At 49.4% G+C, this 19,520-nt stretch carries 20 protein-coding genes; 17 read left to right on the forward strand and 3 right to left on the reverse strand.

Annotated features, from left to right (window positions below; translation table 11 throughout):
• The first annotated feature begins 82 nt into the window (after nucleotides 1-82).
• The 12 genes from motA to FGI04_RS05360 all read left to right on the forward strand — a co-directional run bounded on the left by motA (nucleotide 83) and on the right by FGI04_RS05360 (nucleotide 14,119).
• Nucleotides 83-970 carry a flagellar motor stator protein MotA gene (motA, locus tag FGI04_RS05305; RefSeq protein WP_168365985.1) on the forward strand — a complete coding sequence of 296 codons (888 nt, stop codon included), beginning with the start codon at nucleotides 83-85 and terminating at the stop codon, nucleotides 968-970.
• Nucleotides 967-2,097, forward strand: a complete 1,131-nt coding sequence (motB, locus tag FGI04_RS05310; protein WP_342701241.1) for a flagellar motor protein MotB — start codon at nucleotides 967-969, stop codon at nucleotides 2,095-2,097. The genes motA and motB overlap by 4 nt, the downstream gene beginning before the upstream one ends.
• Before the next feature lie 17 nt (nucleotides 2,098-2,114).
• A complete protein-coding gene (cheA, locus tag FGI04_RS05315) occupies nucleotides 2,115-4,154 on the forward strand; it encodes a chemotaxis protein CheA (RefSeq protein ID WP_407322243.1) in 2,040 nt (679 codons plus the stop codon).
• Between the two features lie 35 nt (nucleotides 4,155-4,189).
• Nucleotides 4,190-4,687, forward strand: a complete 498-nt coding sequence (gene cheW, locus FGI04_RS05320) for a chemotaxis protein CheW (RefSeq protein ID WP_016940926.1) — start codon at nucleotides 4,190-4,192, stop codon at nucleotides 4,685-4,687.
• A 119-nt stretch (nucleotides 4,688-4,806) separates the two neighbouring features.
• Nucleotides 4,807-6,510 carry a methyl-accepting chemotaxis protein gene (locus FGI04_RS05325; RefSeq protein WP_342701239.1) on the forward strand — a complete coding sequence of 568 codons (1,704 nt, stop codon included), beginning with the start codon at nucleotides 4,807-4,809 and terminating at the stop codon, nucleotides 6,508-6,510.
• A 714-nt stretch (nucleotides 6,511-7,224) separates the two neighbouring features.
• Nucleotides 7,225-8,097 (forward strand): protein-glutamate O-methyltransferase CheR, encoded by an 873-nt coding sequence (gene cheR / locus FGI04_RS05330; RefSeq protein WP_012884203.1) that lies wholly within the window; start codon nucleotides 7,225-7,227, stop codon nucleotides 8,095-8,097.
• On the forward strand, nucleotides 8,097-9,149 hold the full coding sequence (locus FGI04_RS05335) for a protein-glutamate methylesterase/protein-glutamine glutaminase (protein ID WP_016940923.1): 1,053 nt from the start codon (nucleotides 8,097-8,099) through the stop codon (nucleotides 9,147-9,149). The genes cheR and FGI04_RS05335 overlap by 1 nt, the downstream gene beginning before the upstream one ends.
• Nucleotides 9,150-9,184: 35 nt before the next feature.
• Nucleotides 9,185-9,574: a chemotaxis response regulator CheY gene (cheY, locus tag FGI04_RS05340; protein WP_012884205.1), complete on the forward strand. Its 390-nt coding sequence runs from the start codon at nucleotides 9,185-9,187 to the stop codon at nucleotides 9,572-9,574.
• Nucleotides 9,575-9,583: 9 nt separating this feature from the next.
• On the forward strand, nucleotides 9,584-10,228 hold the full coding sequence (cheZ, locus tag FGI04_RS05345; protein ID WP_012884206.1) for a protein phosphatase CheZ: 645 nt from the start codon (nucleotides 9,584-9,586) through the stop codon (nucleotides 10,226-10,228).
• 231 nt (nucleotides 10,229-10,459) lie between these two features.
• Complete coding sequence (flhB, locus tag FGI04_RS05350) at nucleotides 10,460-11,611, forward strand: flagellar biosynthesis protein FlhB (RefSeq protein WP_342701238.1); 1,152 nt, start codon at nucleotides 10,460-10,462, stop codon at nucleotides 11,609-11,611.
• The gene (gene flhA / locus FGI04_RS05355) at nucleotides 11,604-13,697 is read left to right on the forward strand and encodes a flagellar biosynthesis protein FlhA (RefSeq protein ID WP_407273246.1); all 2,094 of its coding nucleotides are present in this window, start codon (nucleotides 11,604-11,606) and stop codon (nucleotides 13,695-13,697) included. Before flhB ends, flhA begins: the two co-directional genes overlap by 8 nt.
• Complete coding sequence (locus FGI04_RS05360) at nucleotides 13,697-14,119, forward strand: flagellar protein FlhE (protein WP_342701236.1); 423 nt, start codon at nucleotides 13,697-13,699, stop codon at nucleotides 14,117-14,119. The genes flhA and FGI04_RS05360 overlap by 1 nt, the downstream gene beginning before the upstream one ends.
• Before the next feature lie 88 nt (nucleotides 14,120-14,207).
• Here the strand turns inward: FGI04_RS05360 and FGI04_RS05365 are convergent, their stop codons facing one another.
• The 3 genes from FGI04_RS05365 to flgA form a co-directional block, all read right to left on the reverse strand.
• The gene (locus FGI04_RS05365) at nucleotides 14,208-14,645 is read right to left on the reverse strand and encodes a flagellar protein FlgN (RefSeq protein ID WP_342701235.1); all 438 of its coding nucleotides are present in this window, start codon (nucleotides 14,643-14,645) and stop codon (nucleotides 14,208-14,210) included.
• Between the two features lie 4 nt (nucleotides 14,646-14,649).
• On the reverse strand, nucleotides 14,650-14,949 hold the full coding sequence (gene flgM, locus FGI04_RS05370) for a flagellar biosynthesis anti-sigma factor FlgM (RefSeq protein ID WP_038904947.1): 300 nt from the start codon (nucleotides 14,947-14,949) through the stop codon (nucleotides 14,650-14,652).
• 145 nt (nucleotides 14,950-15,094) lie between these two features.
• Nucleotides 15,095-15,763, reverse strand: a complete 669-nt coding sequence (gene flgA / locus FGI04_RS05375) for a flagellar basal body P-ring formation chaperone FlgA (protein WP_342701234.1) — start codon at nucleotides 15,761-15,763, stop codon at nucleotides 15,095-15,097.
• Nucleotides 15,764-15,929: 166 nt separating this feature from the next.
• Here flgA and flgB point away from each other — a divergent pair, with 166 nt between their 5' ends.
• From flgB to FGI04_RS05400, 5 genes are all read left to right on the forward strand, one after another.
• Nucleotides 15,930-16,349, forward strand: a complete 420-nt coding sequence (gene flgB / locus FGI04_RS05380; protein ID WP_016940916.1) for a flagellar basal body rod protein FlgB — start codon at nucleotides 15,930-15,932, stop codon at nucleotides 16,347-16,349.
• Between the two features lie 32 nt (nucleotides 16,350-16,381).
• Nucleotides 16,382-16,786: a flagellar basal body rod protein FlgC gene (gene flgC / locus FGI04_RS05385; protein WP_342701233.1), complete on the forward strand. Its 405-nt coding sequence runs from the start codon at nucleotides 16,382-16,384 to the stop codon at nucleotides 16,784-16,786.
• Nucleotides 16,787-16,798: 12 nt separating this feature from the next.
• Nucleotides 16,799-17,467: a flagellar hook assembly protein FlgD gene (gene flgD / locus FGI04_RS05390; RefSeq protein ID WP_342701232.1), complete on the forward strand. Its 669-nt coding sequence runs from the start codon at nucleotides 16,799-16,801 to the stop codon at nucleotides 17,465-17,467.
• A gap of 66 nt (nucleotides 17,468-17,533) precedes the next feature.
• Entirely contained in the window at nucleotides 17,534-18,733 is a 1,200-nt protein-coding gene (gene flgE, locus FGI04_RS05395) for a flagellar hook protein FlgE (protein WP_342701231.1), read from the forward strand.
• A gap of 21 nt (nucleotides 18,734-18,754) precedes the next feature.
• Nucleotides 18,755-19,510: a flagellar basal-body rod protein FlgF gene (locus FGI04_RS05400; protein WP_342701230.1), complete on the forward strand. Its 756-nt coding sequence runs from the start codon at nucleotides 18,755-18,757 to the stop codon at nucleotides 19,508-19,510.
• Nucleotides 19,511-19,520: the final 10 nt, after the last annotated feature.

Genomic DNA, 19,520 nt, shown 5'->3' on the forward strand with positions numbered 1-19,520 from the left:
AGTATCCCCTCCAAATAAGTCGTTGGTAAGACTGCATTTATAACTCTCTCAGCTACCCTTTTACTATCTATAAGGAATTCTTGTGCTGGTTATATTGGGTTATCTTGTCACTATAGGCTCCATACTTGGCGGTTATCTTATCGTTGGTGGCGAGCTGGGGGCGTTGTATCAGCCTTCAGAACTACTGATTATCGGTGGCGCGGCAGTAGGGGCCTTTATTGTCGGTAACAATGCCAAAGCGATCAAAGCGACGATGAAGGCTTTTCCGGTGCTATTTCAGGGCTCCAAATATACCAAAGCTGTGTATATGGACCTGATGGCAGTTTTATTCCGGTTGATGGCCAAGTCTCGCCAGCAGGGTATGCTTTCTCTGGAATTTGACATCGATAACCCGAAAGAGAGTGAGATATTTTCCAATTATCCACGCATTCTTGCTGATAACTACATTGTCGAATTTGTTACGGATTATCTGCGTTTGATGGTTAGTGGCAACATGAATGCGTTTGAAATTGAAACGCTGATGGATGAAGAGATCGAAACCGTCGAGCATGAAGTTGAAGTACCGGCCACCAGTTTGAACCTGATGGGGGATGGTTTGCCTGCGTTTGGTATCGTTGCTGCAGTTATGGGGGTAGTGCACTCTCTGGCATTTGTTGATCGTCCTGCGGCAGAACTGGGTATGATGATTGCTCATGCGATGGTGGGGACGTTCTTGGGTATTTTGTTGGCTTACGGCTTCGTATCGCCTCTGGCATCACTGTTGCGTCAGAAGAACTCAGAGAAGCTCAAGGTGCTACAGTGCATCAAGGTGACCCTGTTATCCAGCCTGAATGGCTATGCGCCACAGATTGCCGTTGAGTTTGGACGTAAAACGCTTTATTCAACCGTGCGTCCTTCATTTACTGAAATGGAAGAGCATATTCGTAATGTGAAGGCTCCGGCACAGCAGGCATCGGAAAATGACGCATGAAACATCAGCATCCCATTATCCGCAAAAAACGTAAATCGGGACATGCCGCCCACCATGGTGGTTCATGGAAGATTGCTTATGCTGACTTCATGACCGCTATGATGGCGCTTTTTTTGGTCATGTGGTTGATTGCTATTTCTTCGCCTTCCCAGTTGGCTCAGATTGCTGAGTATTTTCGTACACCATTAAAAATTGCCATTACATCTGGTCCTAAGATTAGTGATGCTTCCAATCCTATCCCTGGTGGCGGTTCTGATCCGACACAGCAGGAAGGGGATGTGAAGCGACAGATTGATACGATGGATGGGCGTCTTGAAGAAATTAAGCTGAATAAATTGCGCGAACGGCTCGATCAGTTGATTGAAGCGGATCCGCGTCTCAGAGCATTAAGGCCGCATCTGTTGATTGAAATGGTTGATGAAGGTTTGCGCATCCAGATTATCGATAGTAACAATCGCCCCATGTTTAAGACGGGTAGTGCGCAGGTTGAGCCTTACATGAGTGATATTTTGCGAGCCATCGCGCCGATTTTGAATGATATTCCCAATAAGATCAGTTTATCGGGCCATACTGATGATGCGCAGTATGCGATGGGGGAGCGTGGTTATAGTAACTGGGAGCTTTCAGCTGATCGTGCCAACGCTTCCCGGCGTGAGTTAATTGCGGGCGGACTTGCCGATGGCAAAGTGTTGCGCGTTGTGGGTATGGCTGACACGATGAATTTGAAGCAGGCGAAAGGCGGCAGTGATGCCATCAACCGGCGTATCAGCCTGGTTGTCCTGAATAAGCAGGCTCAGGAGAATATCGAACGTGAAAATGCTGAAAGCAGTGCAGTAAACATTGATAAAATAGAAAATTTACAAAACATGGGGATGGATAAAGCCAAGCCAGTTACCGCGCCTGCCGATAACGGTAACAGTACGGCTGCACCACAACCCGAAACCAATGGGACGCCTGTATCTGGCTCAACTGTGGCTCCTGTTCAGGCACCCGCAACAGCGGCGCCTGCGTCGGGAGCGAATGGCTCATCGGCAACAAGCCGTCGGCAGCCTACGACAGCTTTACCAGCAGCACCTGATAGTCAGGCGACACCTTCTTCAACAAGCCGCGATTCACAGCAGAGGTGACCCACGTGAGCATGGACATGAGTGCTTTTTATCAAACATTTTTTGATGAAGCAGATGAATTGTTGGCGGACATGGAGCAGCATCTATTGCAACTTGATCCGTTAGCGCCCGATACGGAACAGATGAATGCCATATTTCGTGCTGCTCACTCGATTAAAGGGGGCGCGGGAACGTTTGGTTTCACTGTATTACAGGAAACTACACATATACTAGAAAACCTGTTGGATGGTGCCAGGCGCGGTGAAATGCGGCTGAGCACTGACATTATCAACCTGTTTTTGGAAACCAAAGATATCATGCAGGATCAGTTGGATGCTTACAAAACCGCGCAAGAGCCCAACGCCGAAAGCTTTGAGTATATCTGTCAGGCTCTGCGTCAGCTTGCTCTGGAGTCCAAAGAAAATGGTACTGCCGGAGCGGCCGCCCCTGTCAAAGCAGCAGAGGCTGAACAATCGGTTTCCGCACCCTCAGCGCCGGCGTCTGCCGGCAGCCACTCGGGATTGCGTATAGCCCTTACCAACCTGAAAGAATCGGATATTCCTCAGTTAATTGAAGAACTGGGTAATCTCGGAACAGTGAAGGACTCTGTACAGACCAGTAACAGTGTTGAACTGACGCTCGATACATCAGCCAGCGAAGATGACATCAGCGCTGTGTTGTGTTTTGTGCTGGAGCCAGATCAGATCAGCTTCAAGTCTGCTGCCGGTGGGGCACCAGCCCAAGCCGAGCCAGCGCCTGTCGCTGCAGCTGAGCCTGTCGAGCCTGCCCCTGCGGTTGCGCCCGCTCAGCCTGCTGCACCGGCCGCGGCTGCTCCTGTGGCCAAGCCTGCTGGCGGTAATAATGACGCCGCTAAAGGCAGACAGAAAACAGGTGATACCAGTATCCGTGTAGCGGTAGAAAAAGTTGACCAGCTCATCAACCTGGTCGGCGAATTGGTTATTACTCAGTCTATGCTGGCACAGCGTTCCAGTGCTCTTGATCCTGTCGCGCATGGCGATTTGCTCAATAGCATGGGGCAACTTGAAAGAAATGCTCGTGACCTGCAGGAATCGGTGATGTCCATCCGTATGATGCCGATGGAATATGTATTCAGCCGCTTCCCACGTCTGGTTCGCGATCTAGCGGCTAAATTGGGTAAAGAAGTTGAACTGACTCTGCAAGGGAGTTCAACAGAACTGGATAAAAGCCTGATTGAACGCATCATTGACCCATTGACGCACCTTGTGCGTAACAGTCTTGATCACGGTATCGAATCACCTGAGAAGCGCATTGAATCAGGCAAACCTGCGGTAGGGAACCTGATACTATCCGCGGAACATCAGGGTGGCAATATTTGCATTGAAGTGATTGACGACGGTGCCGGTTTGAATCGTGAACGTATTCTGGCTAAGGCGTTGTCCCAGGGGATGGCTGTCAGTGAAAGCATGACGGATGAAGACGTCGGTATGCTGATCTTTGCTCCAGGCTTTTCTACCGCAGAGAAAGTGACCGATGTGTCAGGCCGTGGCGTTGGTATGGATGTGGTGAAACGGAATATTCAGGAAATGGGTGGGCATGTTGAAATCCATTTCGTGAAAGGTAAAGGAACGACGATCCGCATTCTGCTGCCGCTGACACTGGCCATACTTGATGGGATGTCTGTCAAGGTTAATGATGAAGTCTTTATTCTGCCGCTTAACGCCGTGATGGAATCTTTGCAGCCTCAGTCTGAGGATTTGTATCCTCTGGCGGGGGGAGAGCGGGTGTTGCAGGTTCGTGGCGAATATCTGCCACTGGTTGAGCTGTATCAGGTATTCGATGTCGCCGGAGCAAAAACGGATGCCACTCAGGGTATCGTTGTTATTCTGCAGAGTGCTGGCCGTCGTTATGCCTTGCTGGTTGACCAGTTGATTGGTCAGCATCAGGTTGTTGTGAAAAACCTGGAAAGCAACTACCGCAAGGTGCCAGGCGTTTCAGCCGCAACTATTTTGGGTGATGGTAGCGTAGCGCTGATTGTGGATGTTTCTGCGTTGCAGGCGCTTTATCGGGAAAAGCGTGTGGTTGAAACCGCAGCTTAACAGCAAATTACAGCTATAGATTAAAGGTGAGAAACATGACTGGACTTGCAAATGTCACAAAATTAGCAGGCGAGACAGTAGGTCAGGAATTTTTGATTTTCACGCTGGGTGATGAAGAATACGGCGTGGATATTTTGAAGGTTCAAGAAATTCGCGGTTACGATCAAGTTACCCGTATTGCCAATACCCCTGAGTTTATTAAAGGTGTAACCAACCTGCGTGGCGTTATCGTGCCGATTGTCGATTTGCGTATCAAATTTATGCAGCAGGAAGTCGACTATGATGACAATACCGTTGTTATCGTATTAAACCTGGGACAGCGTGTTGTAGGCATCGTGGTCGATGGCGTTTCTGATGTTCTGTCCCTGACAGCTGAACAAATTCGCCCGGCACCGGAGTTTGCTGTCACGCTGTCAACGGAATACCTCACCGGACTGGGTTCGTTGGGGGAACGTATGCTGATTCTGGTAGATATTGAAAGGCTACTCAGCAGCGAAGAAATGGCGCTGGTTGATAGCGTCATGAAGGTTTGATAAAAAAGCCATACTGGGCCACTTCGGTGGCCCATATCATTTATTACCCCCAATCTCTGGAAGTTAAAAGGCTGTAGAGATACCAAAGCATCAGGGATCGTTGCAATTAAGGTTTTAATATGCTGAATCGTATAAAAGTTGTTACTGGGCTTGTTATTATTCTTGGGTTATTTATTGCCCTACAAATCATTTCCGGCGGACTATTTTTCAATGCATTGAAGTCGGACAGAGATATCTTCACGACGACAAGAATTATTAACCAGCAGAAATCAGAGCTGGAATCCACCTGGTCTTACTTATTGCAAACGCGTAACACGCTGAACCGTGCAGGAACGCGTTATGCGATGGACATATCTGGCGGGGTTTCCGGCGGCGTGTCAGCAAAAGATCTGATTGAACTGGCGAAAAAGCAACTGGTTATTGCCAATACCCATTTTGCTAACTATGAGAAAATACCATATACAAATCAACAAGATCCTGCCATTGCTCAGGCGGTAAAAGATAATTATACCGCACTGAACAATGCATTAAGTGAGTTGATTGTTTTTATCTCTACCGGAAAACTGAAGGAGTTTTTTGATCAACCAACCCAAGGTTTTCAGGACCGGTTCGAGAAGGCTTATTATTCTTACAAAGACTCCTACGATAAAGTTTATGCCAATGCAGTAGAAGAGAATAATGTATCTTATTCGACGGCGTTATGGCTGTTGGTTTCTGTTGCGATATTCGTTGTGGTTATGGCCTTGATCGTCTGGTTGGGTATTAATCGTTCGCTGGTTCAGCCACTGCATAACCTTATTGAGCATATTCGTCACATGGCGAAAGGTGATCTGACGACCCGGATTGATTTTCATGGCACGAATGAGATGGGCATCCTGGCTGATAGCCTGCGACATATGCAAACCGAGTTTTTTACGACGGTGAGTGCGGTTCGGCAAAGTGCAGAAGCCATTTACACCGGTGCGTCGGAAATCAGTGCGGGTAACACTGACCTGTCGTCAAGAACGGAACAGCAAGCTGCTGCACTTGAAGAAACCGCTGCCAGCATGGAACAACTCACTTCTACCGTGAAGCAGAATGCTGAAAACGCGCGTCAGGCGAGCCAACTGGCTTTGAGCGCGTCTGAGACTGCGCAAAAAGGTGGGAAAGTGGTCGATAATGTGGTGAAAACCATGCATAACATTGCGGGAAGCTCGCAGAAGATTGCTGATATCACCAGTGTGATCGACGGTATTGCGTTCCAGACTAATATTCTGGCGCTAAATGCTGCTGTTGAAGCCGCGAGAGCAGGGGAGCAGGGACGGGGCTTTGCCGTTGTTGCTGGCGAGGTCCGTAGTCTGGCCCAGCGCAGTGCGCAGGCGGCGAAAGAGATTAAGTCTCTGATTGAAGACTCGGTAAACCGGGTTGAGGAAGGCTCCGTACTGGTTGAAAGCGCCGGTGAAACGATGGGAGAGATAGTGGGTGCGGTTACTCGTGTGACTGACATCATGGGCGAAATCGCATCGGCTTCTGAAGAACAAAGCCGTGGTATCGATCAAGTCGGTCAGGCGGTGACAGAAATGGATCGGGTTACCCAGCAAAACTCTGCGTTGGTTGAGGAGTCTGCTTCTGCAGCCCACTCACTCGAAGAGCAGGTTCGGGTATTGAATCAGGCGGTAGCGGTGTTCCGTTTATCAGGAAACAACGGTATGACGACCCAGCCCGCTGCGGTTGCTGCTTCAGCGCGCGTTGCCAGACCTGCTTTGCTGGCAACCTCAGTAACGACGGAGACAGAGAAAAAGGCCAGAACCAGTAAAACCACCGATAACTGGGAAACCTTTTAATCGTTTTTAATGACTGAATCGGGTGGGTCAGGATATGACCTACCCGATTGATACTTAAATAGTAATGGAAGTTTATCCTGAGCAACGGTGTTGAGTATAAATTTTCGGTTGGCTAATTTTTCAGCTTTTAGTTCTATTTCTGATGAAAGTCGCATCACAGAACAGAAAAAATAGCTGATAAGATCTATATTGATGCTGTTTACTTAAGATTTTTTTAAGGGATTTCGTGCACTAATAGTCCCGAGGCTGTACAGAGGAACAGACGGTTTTGAGACAAATGTTGCAGTTTTAATTTTTGTTGCCGTTATGACGCCTCTTTAGTTAAAGAAAGGTTTAATACAGCCGATTTATATAACTAATGCCAATTGTATAGGCGTATTTTAGCGAGCCTCAAAGGGCGCCTCTCAGTCAGCAGCGTTGGCTGGTAACGATGGTGCTACTCAGGGAGTGTGGCGACGATGAAGATTGAATTGTTTTACTGTGAACAATCTTCATGATGAACAATGTCAAAAGCATCAATTTAAACCATTGTGTGATTACCGCTATTAATTCGTCGGAAAAAGACGGATAAAAGCAAGTTTCCCAGTGGTATGTTGATAGATAGCGTTCATCGCGTGGCGAAGCTTGAGATAAGGCATTAGACCTGTAATAGTCATAATGGGAAGTCTGATTGAAAAACAATAAAATCATCTATCCATTTTCGGGCGGTCAGATATGAATAATACACCATCGCCAAATCGTTCAGGTTCTACATCTATTTTGAGTCAGATGGTTGAACGGTTGCCGCTGTCTGATGTTCACTTCCGGAGAATCAGTCAGCTCATTTATCAACGTGCTGGTATTGTGCTGGCCGACCATAAACGTGAAATGGTCTATAACCGCCTGGTTAGACGATTGCGTTTGTTGGGAATCAATGATTTTGGTCAGTACCTTGCGCTGTTGGAGTCAGACCCTAACAGTGCCGAGTGGCAGGCATTCATCAATGCGTTAACAACGAATTTGACGGCATTTTTTCGCGAGGCTCACCATTTTCCTATCCTTGCTGAGCATGCCCGCAAACGACAGGGTGGGTACAGTATCTGGTGTACTGCAGCTTCCACCGGTGAAGAACCGTATTCTCTGGCTATGACGCTGGCGGAGGTGTATGGCGATCGTGCCAGTAACTGTCAGATAACGGCCAGTGATATTGATACACAAGTTTTAGAGAAAGCCTCTGCGGGTATTTATCGGCAGGAAGATCTTCGATCACTTTCTCCACAGCAGATGCAGCGCTTCTTTTTGCGTGGAACCGGGCCGCACAGTGGTCTGGTTCGGGTTCGTCCGGATCTGGCGAACATGATTCATTTTCAGCAAGTGAATTTATTGGCACCAGAATGGTCTGTACCTGCGCCGTTTGATGCGATCTTTTGTCGTAATGTGATGATTTATTTCGATAAAGAGACTCAGGAACGCATTTTGCGTCGTTTTGTTCCGCTACTTAAACCAGGCGGATTATTGTTTGCCGGACACTCAGAGAACTTCAGTCAGATCAGTCGGGAATTCTACCTGCGCGGGCAGACTGTTTATGGGCTGGCTAAGGAAAGATAATGAGCAAAATAAAAGTATTATGTGTTGATGATTCTGCCCTGATGCGACAGATCATGACCGAAATCATTAACAGTCATCCCGATATGGAAGTGGTTGCTACTGCACCTGACCCATTGGTGGCACGCGATCTGATCAAGAAATTCAACCCGCAGGTGTTGACGCTTGATGTGGAAATGCCACGTATGGATGGCCTTGATTTTCTTGAGAAGTTAATGCGCCTTCGCCCAATGCCTGTGGTGATGGTGTCTTCGTTGACAGGGAAAGGTTCTGAAATTACTTTGCGGGCGCTTGAACTTGGGGCTATTGACTTTGTTACCAAGCCTCAATTGGGTATTCGCGAGGGGATGCTGGCATACAGTGAGCTGATCGCGGAAAAAATTCGCATGGCTGCCAAAGCACGCCTGCCGCAGCGCAGTACGGGGGTTGCACCTTCGGTTCTGCTCCCCAGCATGCCGCTGCTCAGTAGTGAAAAATTGATCGCAATTGGTGCGTCAACAGGTGGTACTGAGGCAATCCGACATGTTTTACAGCCGCTGCCGCCAACCAGCCCGGCATTACTGATTACTCAGCATATGCCGCCAGGATTTACCAAGTCTTTTGCTGAACGACTGAACAAGCTGTGTCAGATTACAGTGAAAGAAGCTGAAGATGGTGAACGTGTCCTGCCAGGGCATGCTTATATCGCACCTGGCGCTCGTCATCTTGAGCTGGCGCGTAGTGGCGCGAACTATCAGGTAAAACTGCATGATGGTCCGCCGGTCAATCGTCATCGTCCTTCTGTTGACGTACTGTTCCACTCTGTTGCACAGTACGCCGGACGAAATGCAGTAGGAGTAATCCTAACCGGCATGGGGAATGATGGTGCCGCAGGAATGCTGGAGCTTCATAAGGCGGGGGCGTATACGATCGCGCAGAATGAAGCCAGTTGTGTAGTATTCGGTATGCCTCGAGAGGCTATTGCACTCGGTGGTGTCGATGAGGTGGTGGATTTGCACCAGGTGAGTCAGCGGATGCTGGCACAAGTTTCTGCCGGACAGGCATTACGTATATAGCAGCTCCGGGGTGAGCAATAATATTAGGAGTAGGTATGGCTGATAAAGAACTCAGATTTTTAGTAGTGGATGATTTTTCGACAATGCGTCGTATTGTTCGAAATCTACTAAAAGAACTGGGCTTCAACAATGTGGAAGAAGCGGAGGATGGCGCTGATGCTCTGAACAAACTTCGTTCAGGCGGTTTCGATTTTGTCATTTCTGACTGGAACATGCCTAATATGGACGGACTGGAACTGTTACAGGCTATCCGTGCCGACGGCGCGCTTTCCAAGCTCCCAGTGTTGATGGTAACCGCTGAAGCAAAGAAAGAGAATATTATTGCTGCAGCACAGGCTGGTGCCAGCGGTTATGTTGTTAAACCGTTTACTGCCGCTACGCTTGAAGAAAAGCTGAGTAAGATTTTCGAAAAGCTTGGTATGTAAGGAGATGCCATGAATCCACATCCGATGCCCATTAACGATCATGCGTCTGCTACAGAGATTATTTCTCGTATCGGGCAATTGACACGCATGCTGCGTGACAGCCTGAAAGAGCTTGGTTTAGATCAGGCGATCACCGAAGCGGCCGAAGCGATTCCTGATGCTCGTGATCGTCTTGATTATGTTGTTCAGATGACTGCGCAGGCTGCAGAGCGTGCATTGAGTTGTGTTGAAGCAGCCCAGCCTCGTCAGAACCAACTGGAAGAAGAATCTAAAGCCCTGAAAACCCGTTGGGATCAGTGGTTTGAGAATCCGATTGAACTCTCTGAGGCACGCGAGTTGGTTACCGATACGCGTAGCTACCTTGAGTCTGTCCCAGATCATACTGCGTTTACCAATGCCCAGTTACTAGAAATCATGATGGCACAGGATTTCCAGGACTTAACCGGGCAAGTTATTAAACGCATGATGGATGTTGTTCAGGAAATTGAAAAACAACTGCTGATGGTATTGCTGGAAAACATTCCAGAGAAACCGTCTGATGCACGTCGTGCGAATGAAGGTCTGCTTAACGGGCCTCAGGTTGATAAAACCGCCGCAGGTATTGTTTCCAATCAGGATCAGGTCGATGACCTGTTGGATAGCCTGGGTTTTTGATTTCACCCCGACACCCATTTCATCCTTCGTATGAGTGGGCATCGTGGCGTAACGTATGTGGATTTTTACGATCGGGCTGGTCCCGATCGTAAATTCCTGTCCCCTTTTCTTATGCAATAAAATAAATAGCCACTTATTTTCTCCTTTGTTCTACCCATAAGAATTTGCCGGATTTTGTCATGCTAGCGTTGTATAACTTTATGTCAGCGAGCGTTAACAGGAGCGGCTCTAGTGGCAGATGATAGCGATCTGGAGAAAACAGAAGCTCCCACCCCCCAACGAACAGAAAAAGCCCGAGAAGAAGGTCAGATCCCCCGATCGAAGGAGCTGACGTCAGTATTCATGCTGATTGCCGGCCTCGCTATTTTATGGGGATATGGTTCCAGTATGGCTGGCAGACTGTCTGATATGATGGCTAAAGGGCTGATTTTTGACCACGGCTTCATTAATGACGAACGGTTGATAATCTCCCATGTCGGTACGTTGCTTGAGCAGGCGGTGATGGCGCTTGTACCTATCTTGTTTGGATTAGTATTGGTCGCCTTGGGTGCCCCCATATTGCTGGGTGGCCTGATTTTCAGTACTAAGGCGATAAGTTTCGATTTTGGTAAGATGAACCCGTTATCTGGGTTGAAGCGCATGTTTTCGACCCAGGTGTTGGCTGAGTTATTTAAAGCAATCCTTAAAGCCGTCATTGTCGGTTTTATTACTTTTTGGTTTCTCCGGCACAACTGGAATAGTATGTTGCACCTGGTGTCGGAACCCATGGGGATGGCGATAAAAGATGCGCTGAATATCGCGTTCTTGTGTTGTTTTTGGGTGATCCTCGGGCTGTTCCCTATGGTGGGCTTTGACGTGGCGTGGCAGATATGGAGCCACATTAAACGGCTACGCATGAGCAAGCAGGAAATTCGTGACGAGTACAAAGAGCACGAAGGGGATCCGCATATTAAAAACCGTATCCGCCAGCAGCAGCGGGCGATGGCACAACGCCGAATGATGTCGGATGTGCCGAAGGCAGACGTTATCGTCACCAACCCGACTCACTATGCTGTTGCGCTGAAATATGATGAAAAGAAAATGAGTGCACCTCGGGTGCTGGCCAAAGGTGCTGATCGGATAGCCCAACGCATCCGCGAACTTGGCACAGAAAACCGTATCCCGATACTTGAAGCGCCGCCGTTGGCTCGAGCCCTTTACCGCCATACTGAAATTGGGCAACAGATCCCGACCGGATTATATGCCGCTGTTGCTGAAGTGCTTTCGTGGGTCTATCAGCTCAAACGCTGGAAACGTGAAGGCGGATTGATTCCGCGTAAACCTAAAAACTTACCTGTGCCGGATGCACTGGATTTTGCTAAAGAGAAAACAACCGATGGCTAACCTGGCCTCTTTACTTCGCCTACCTGGCAATATGAAAGGTTCGCAATGGCAGATTCTGGCAGGACCTGTTCTGATATTGCTCATCCTGTCGATGATGGTTCTGCCGCTGCCACCGTTTGTTTTGGACCTGCTGTTTACGTTCAACATTGCACTGTCCATTATGGTGTTGCTGGTTGCGATGTTTACCCAGCGTACGCTCGATTTTGCGGCCTTCCCGACTATCTTGTTGTTTTCCACACTATTGCGTTTGTCACTTAACGTTGCGTCCACACGTATCATTCTAATGGAAGGGCATACTGGCGCTGGTGCGGCTGGGAGAGTGGTCGAGGCCTTTGGTCACTTCCTGGTAGGGGGTAATTTTGCCATCGGTATTGTGGTGTTTATTATCCTGGTCTTGATCAACTTCATGGTAATCACCAAGGGTGCTGGGCGTATCGCGGAAGTTGGCGCTCGCTTTACCTTGGATGGGATGCCCGGTAAACAAATGGCGATTGATGCCGATTTGAACGCCGGGTTGATTGGTGAGGATGAAGCCAAAAAACGTCGCTCCGAAGTCACCCAGGAAGCGGATTTCTATGGCTCCATGGACGGTGCGAGTAAGTTCGTGCGTGGTGATGCTATCGCCGGGCTGATGATCATGGCCATCAACATCATCGGTGGTTTACTGGTAGGGGTCGTTCAGCATGATATGGTGCTGGGGCAGGCTGTTGAAAACTATACGCTCCTGACCATCGGTGACGGTCTGGTTGCACAGATTCCGGCGCTGGTGATTTCAACCGCTGCCGGTGTGATTGTGACTCGGGTCAGTACCGATCAGGATGTTGGTCAACAGATGGTGACCCAACTGTTCAATAACCCGCGTGTCATGATCTTAAGTGCGGGGGTATTGGGACTGATTGGTCTGGTTCCTGGCATGCCTAACTTTGTCTTCCTGCTGTTTACCGCAACGCTGTTGGGGTTGGCCTGGTGGATGAAGAAAGGAAGCGAGAATAAAGCCGCATTTGCAGCGACGGAGGCGGCGGCTGCCACTCCTGCAACACCACAGGTGGTAGAGGCCAGTTGGTCTGACGTACAACTGGAAGACCCGCTTGGTATGGAAGTGGGATACCGTCTAATACCTATGGTGGATTTCCAGCAAAACGGTGAGTTACTTGGACGTATTCGCAGTATCCGCAAGAAGTTTGCCCAGGAAATGGGATTCCTTCCACCGGTAGTGCATATTCGGGATAACCTGGACTTGCAGCCGGCGAGCTATCGCATCCTGATGAAAGGTGTTGAGATCGGTAGCGGTGAGGCACATCCGGGGCGTTGGATGGCGATTAACCCTGGTAATGCGGTGGGCACGCTACCGGGAGATCTAACGAAAGATCCGGCTTTCGGTTTGCCTGCGGTCTGGATAGAAAGTGCATTGAAGGAGCAGGCACAAACCCAGGGATTTACCGTAGTTGAAGCCAGTACAGTGGTGGCGACTCACCTGAATCATTTACTTAGCTTGCATGCCAGTGAGTTGTTTGGCCGTCAGGAAGCGCAACAATTGATGGACCGCGTATCTCAAGAAATGCCAAAGCTAACCGAGGATTTTATCCCGGGTGTAGTGACGTTAACCACGTTACACAAAGTATTGCAGAATTTGTTAAGCGAGCAGGTATCGATTCGTGATATGCGCACGGTTATCGAAACGCTGGCTGAACATGCGGCAGTGCAAACGGATCCTAATGAGTTGACGACGGCTGTACGCATTGCACTTGGACGGGCTATCACTCAGCAGTGGTTCCCGGGTGATACAGAACTTCAGGTCATCGGTCTTGATGGTGCGCTGGAACGTTTGTTATTGCAAGCGCTTCAGGGAGGCGGTGGGCTGGAGCCCGGATTGAGTGACAGGTTACTGGATCAGGCTCGACAGGCATTGCAACGGCAGGAAGTATTGGGTGCGCCGCCAGTGTTGTTGGTCAACCACGCACTGCGCGGGCTATTGTCGCGATTCCTGCGCCGCAGTCTGCCGCAAATTGCCGTACTGTCGAACCTTGAGATTAGCGATACTCGTCAAATCAGAATGACATCAATGATTGGTGGCGAACTTTCCTGATGAAGAAAATCATGATGGCCGTGTTTTGGGGGATGACGACAGTAATATCATCGCCCGTTGTCTATGCTCAGCAAGGCGGCTGGAATGCCAGTCTGACAGGGCCATCATTTCAATACAAAGGGATGTTAGCATCTTCCCCTGCTTTTCTTCCGCCCTCTGGATTGGGCGTTACCACCACCCAATCCGTCACAGTGGTCTACTGGCGATATCAATTGAAATCGCCTGCACCGATAGATTTGGCTGTTAAGCTCTGTGCGGCTAATCGATGTATTAATCTGGATGGTGCCAGTGGGCAAACCTACGGATTGCAAGGCATACCGGCAAATAGTGAATTTAGAATGCTATTTTATGTACCCGGTTCCGGGCGTATGGCAACGTCCGTTGATGTGGCATCTACTGAGATATCAGTAAACTACAAGTAATCCATGAGTGATGAACGGCAGCAGCTCATCAGTGGACTCGGCAGTACGGTGTAGTGAGTAAGTAAGCAGAAAAAAAGACCGAACAGGATCAGATACTAATCCGACGACCAGAAATTGAATTGCTCCGAGACTGGCCATCTGGCCCGTACAGAGACTGCGCATGACGTGGCTTTAGTACCGCCAGTGCTTTTTCATTGTGATCAAGGTGGTAGCCAAGCAACAACCCATTATGCTGGTTTTTGTCACGCAGAGCTTCACTTAACGCGGTAATCTGTTGCCAGACTTGAGCCACAGCGGGATGGGAACTGTAGGGGGCTTTTACTCGCAATGCAGACTCGCCCTGAAGACGAATTTTATCCAAGTGTTGGATAGTGGCTAACAATGAGCTTTTTCTATCGGTGATCACTTGCAGAGCAGGGCCATCAACATGACCAGCACAGAGCAACGACTGCTCGTCAGACAACACGGCTTCAAGTTCACGCATGTTGAGCAGAAGTTGCTCCAGCAGCTTTACAAGTTTTTCCATTGAGTTACTCGCCTGAAATCAAGTCCTGAGCATTTTTGATTAATGCGTCAGCAATTTTACCGACGTTCATTTTTAATGAACCGTCACGAATAGCCTGTTTAAGCGTTTCGACACGCTGTACGTCGATATCCTGGGCAGACGGCTGCATCAGTTTGGACTGAGCGTCACTCAACTTAACTTGAGTACCCGTCACAGAACTTTGCTGCCCGGCTTCTTCTTTACGTTTTAATTTTGCTACGTCGCCAGTATCCCGAGGCTGAACCTGGCTTACCGGTTTGACTGACTGGGTCCGATCAATGCTCATGGTAGTGTGCTCATGTCATAAAAGGTATAAATGATGATAATCAGTGAGATAGATTTAACTGCCCACTCTGGTTGCTAACTTGACCAGCGTTATCATCAGCGACTATGTTCATCATATCGGCAGTATTGAGCATTACTTTAGCAAATTATTGTGAGATCAGAATAATCCCATCTCCGCTTGCGATACCAGAAACAACCTGCCCTGACGCTGTACGAGCTCTTGCCTGCTGTCCTGATGCCGCATTGTTCATTGCCTTCCCTTCGCTGCGCACACTAAAGCCATCGCCCTGCGCAAGAATCTGGACGTTTTGCCCGGCACGGATCACCCAGGGCTTCCTGATCATGACCTGAGTGATGGCCTGACCGGGGGCAATATCTCGCAACGCGACGGCCCCCTGAACGTCTTCTTGTGTAAACAAGGCATGAGGCGGCAGTTGGTCTATCCTGCCGCGGACCATCCGGATATCTCCTGATGCCAGCTCGGTACCCCGGCTAATTGGGGCGGCTGCCGCCACATAATTTCCGGTAACCTGTACTTCAACCTGAACAAAACGTCGGTCCTGATTGCAGCGCACTGACACGGAAAGGTTACCCCACATCCTTGCGTTTCCTGGCAATGAAATCTGTGGGTTGTCACAGGCGGGCCATTGCGCTTCGGGCGTTTTCACGACAACGTTCACGGTATTGGCTGAGCCTTTAAAATTATCCGAAAAGAAGCGGGATAACTGTGATGCAAGATCGGCAGCATTCACCAGTATCGGGGCAAACAGCAAACCCAAAATCGATAACTGTATGTATTTTCTGATATCCAGCATCCGTTTTATGCTCTCTCAAACCCAGTTAATTTCACGCTACCAGTGTAACGGTACTTGCTTACAGTTAAGGCAATAAATAGCGCTTCATTTTATGTCTATTCTTGCGATGATTTTTGCAGGATGAGAATTATCCTACGCAGACTAAAGTTTAAATTGCGGAGGGAGCATGCTCGATAAATTGGATGCGGCGCTACGGTTTCAGCAAGAAGCGTTGAATCTCCGTGCCCAACGTCAGGAGATTCTGGCGGCTAACATTGCTAACGCCGATACCCCTGGTTATCAGGCGCGTGACATTGATTTCGCCAGCGAACTGAACAAGGTCATGGAACAAGGGCGCACCAGCGGTCAATCCGTTTCGCTGAGCCTGACGTCTACACGCCACATTCCTGCGCAGGCTGTAGAACCACCTTCGCTCGATCTGCTCTACCGCGTGCCGACTCAACCTGCGCTTGATGGCAACACTGTTGATATGGATCGTGAGCGTACCAATTTCGCGGACAACAGTCTCAAGTATCAGAGTAGCCTGACCCTCATTAGTGGGCAGATTAAAGGGATGATGTCGGTACTGCAGTCCGGGTCATCATAACAGTATTGGTGACAGATATAAGGTGATGTCTCATGTCGTTACTTAATATTTTTGATATTTCCGGCTCGGCGCTTTCTGCCCAGTCTCAACGCCTTAATGTTAGCGCCAGTAACCTGGCTAACGCCGACAGCGTTACAGGGCCTGATGGTCAGCCTTATCGCGCCAAGCAGGTGGTTTTTGAGGTCGATGCTGCTCCGGGGCAGGCGACCGGTGGTGTGAAAGTTTCCAAGGTGGTTGAAGATCCTTCCCCGGAAAAACTGGTCTATCAGCCGGGTAATCCGCTGGCCGATGCCAAAGGCTATGTCCGCATGCCGAATGTGGATCCTGTCAATGAGATGGTGAATACCATTTCAGCATCCCGAAGCTATCAGGCGAACGTGGAAGTATTGAATACCACGAAATCGATGATGTTAAAGACTCTCACTATTGGTCAGTAATCTGGAGAAATCATGGCTACTACCTCTTCTGTCAGTGGTGCTCAAAGTACGACATCGACGACGTCGGCTATTAGCGGAAGCAGCAGTGCTGCTGACTTACAGAACAGCTTTCTGACTCTGCTGGTTGCTCAGTTGAAGAATCAGGATCCCACAAATCCGATGGATAACAACCAACTGGTTTCACAGCTGGCTCAGTTAAACACGGTGAGCGGTATCGAAAAACTGAACACCACCCTCGGTTCTATCTCTACGCAAATCAACAGCAACCAATCTATCCAGGCCGCCTCATTAATTGGTCATGGTGTTTTGGTGCCCGGTACTAGCGTATTGGTGGGCAAAGAAACCACCACACCGTTTGGTGTTGAACTGGAAAGTGCAGCGGATAGCGTTACCGTAAATATCACTGACAGCTCAGGAAAAGTGGTACGTACGATGGATCTGGGTGGGCTTAGCGCCGGGGTACATGCGTATTCCTGGGATGGTAAGGCCGCTGATGGTACAACGGCACCGGATGGTTCTTATACCATTTCGGTATCTGCGACCTCAAACGGATCTCAACAGGTTGTTCAGGCTCTAAATTATGCCTATGTGAATGGTGTCGTGACCAATAGCAGCGGTGCATTGCTGGATTTGGGTCTGAGTGGTCAGTCCACATTGGATAATGTACGCCAGATTTTGTAGCAGTTACGGATATAACGCGCGTCACTTTTTAGTGAATAACAGTTCATCAATATTCAGGAGAGCATCATGAGCTTTTCTCAGGCGGTCAGTGGCTTAAACGCTGCCTCTAACAATCTGGACGTCATTGGTAACAACATTGCCAACTCCGCTACTGTTGGCTTCAAAGCCAGCAATATCTCCTTTGCCGATATGTACGCGGGCTCCAACGTAGGCTTGGGTACCAAGGTCGCGTCCGTACTGCAGGATTTCAGCAACGGTTCCATTAACAATACGTCTCGTGCGCTTGACGTAGCTATCAACGGTAATGGTTTCTATCGTTTGCTTGATACTAACGGTAACGTGGTTTATAGCCGTAACGGCCAGTTCACGTTAGACAGCAGCCGCAATATCGTTAACTCACAGGGCCTGCAGTTGACGGGGTATCCCGCCACCGGTACACCGCCGACTATTCAGCAAGGGGCGAACCCGGTTGGGTTGAGTATTCCTGAAACCACGATGTCAGCTAAAGCGACGTCGACGGCTTCGATTATCGCCAACCTGAACTCTTCGGATAGTACCAATACCTGGAACGCAACCGACCCGACCAACACCTCAAACTACAAAGGTTCTATTACGACCTATGACAGTTTGGGTAACGCACACAACTTTGCGCTGTATTTCGTGAAAACCGCTGCTAACAGTTGGGACGTGTACGCACAGGACACCAGCATTAGCGGTGCCGGTTTCCAGGGGCCGACGACTCTGTCTTTCAACAATAGCGGTGCACTGACGACCACCACGCCTGCAACCATCAACATGGCGACACTGAACGGTTCTGCCGCCAGTACCTTTACGCTTGCCTTTACCGGTACGGTACAGCAGAACAGTGGTTCCAACAGTACCAAGACGCCAACGCAGGATGGCTATGCGCCGGGTGAACTGACCGGTTACAGCATCAGCACCGATGGTACGGTTGTCGGTTCTTACTCCAACTCGAAAACCCAGGTACTCGGACAGATTGCACTGGCTAACTTCGCTAACCCGGAAGGGCTGTCTCCTCAGGGGGATAATGTTTGGGCGGCAACCAGCAATTCTGGTCAGGCGGTAGTTGGTCTGGCAGGTTCCGGTAACCTCGGGAAGCTGGTGGGTAAGGCAACCGAAAGTTCCAACGTCGATATGAGTAAAGAGCTGGTTAATATGATCGTTGCTCAGCGTAACTATCAGTCGAATGCTCAGACGATCAAAACGCAGGATCAGATACTCAATACGTTGGTTAACCTGCGTTAATTATCATAACGAGGATATTGCATGGATCACGCTATCTATACAGCGATGGGCGCGGCAAGTCAGACGCTGGAGCAGCAAGCTGTTACGTCGCATAACATGGCTAACGCCTCTACGCCGGGCTTCCGCGCGCAACTGGCTGCGATGCGTGCCGTGCCAATCCAGGGGGTTACGAATGAAACCCGCACACTGGTAGTGTCCTCGACACCTGGGGTGGATACCACCCCGGGTTCTATGGATTACACCGGGCGTTCTATGGATGTTGCACTTTCTCAGGACGGCTGGCTGGCAGTGCGAGCAGAGGACGGCAGTGAGGCCTATACCCGCAATGGTAATATGGAAATTAATTCCAACGGGCAACTGACCGTTCAGGGTAAACTGGTCATGGGCGATGGCGGACCGATCGAGGTTCCACCACAGACCCAACTGACTATCGGCCCCGACGGCACTATTAACGCCTTGAACCCCAGTGATGCCGCCAATACGGTAACTCAGATCGGGCGTTTGAAACTGGTCAAAGCGACAGCCAATGAAGTGGTTCGCGGCGATGACGGTTTCTTCCGTGTATCCCCTGCTGTGCAGCAGCAGCGTGGTGCGGTACTGCAGAATGACGCTACGGTCAGAGTCATGCCTGGGGTACTGGAAGGTAGTAACGTCAATACGGTTGAATCGATGGTGGAAATGATCTCCAACTCACGCCGTTTTGAGATGCAGATGAAAGTGATTAGCAGCGTTGACGATAATACGCAGCGTGCTAATCAGATACTTGCGATGAATTAAGTGCCCTTGC

Origin of the sequence: Dickeya ananatis (genome assembly GCF_019464615.1) — a bacterium.
Lineage (GTDB): Bacteria > Pseudomonadota > Gammaproteobacteria > Enterobacterales > Enterobacteriaceae > Dickeya > Dickeya oryzae.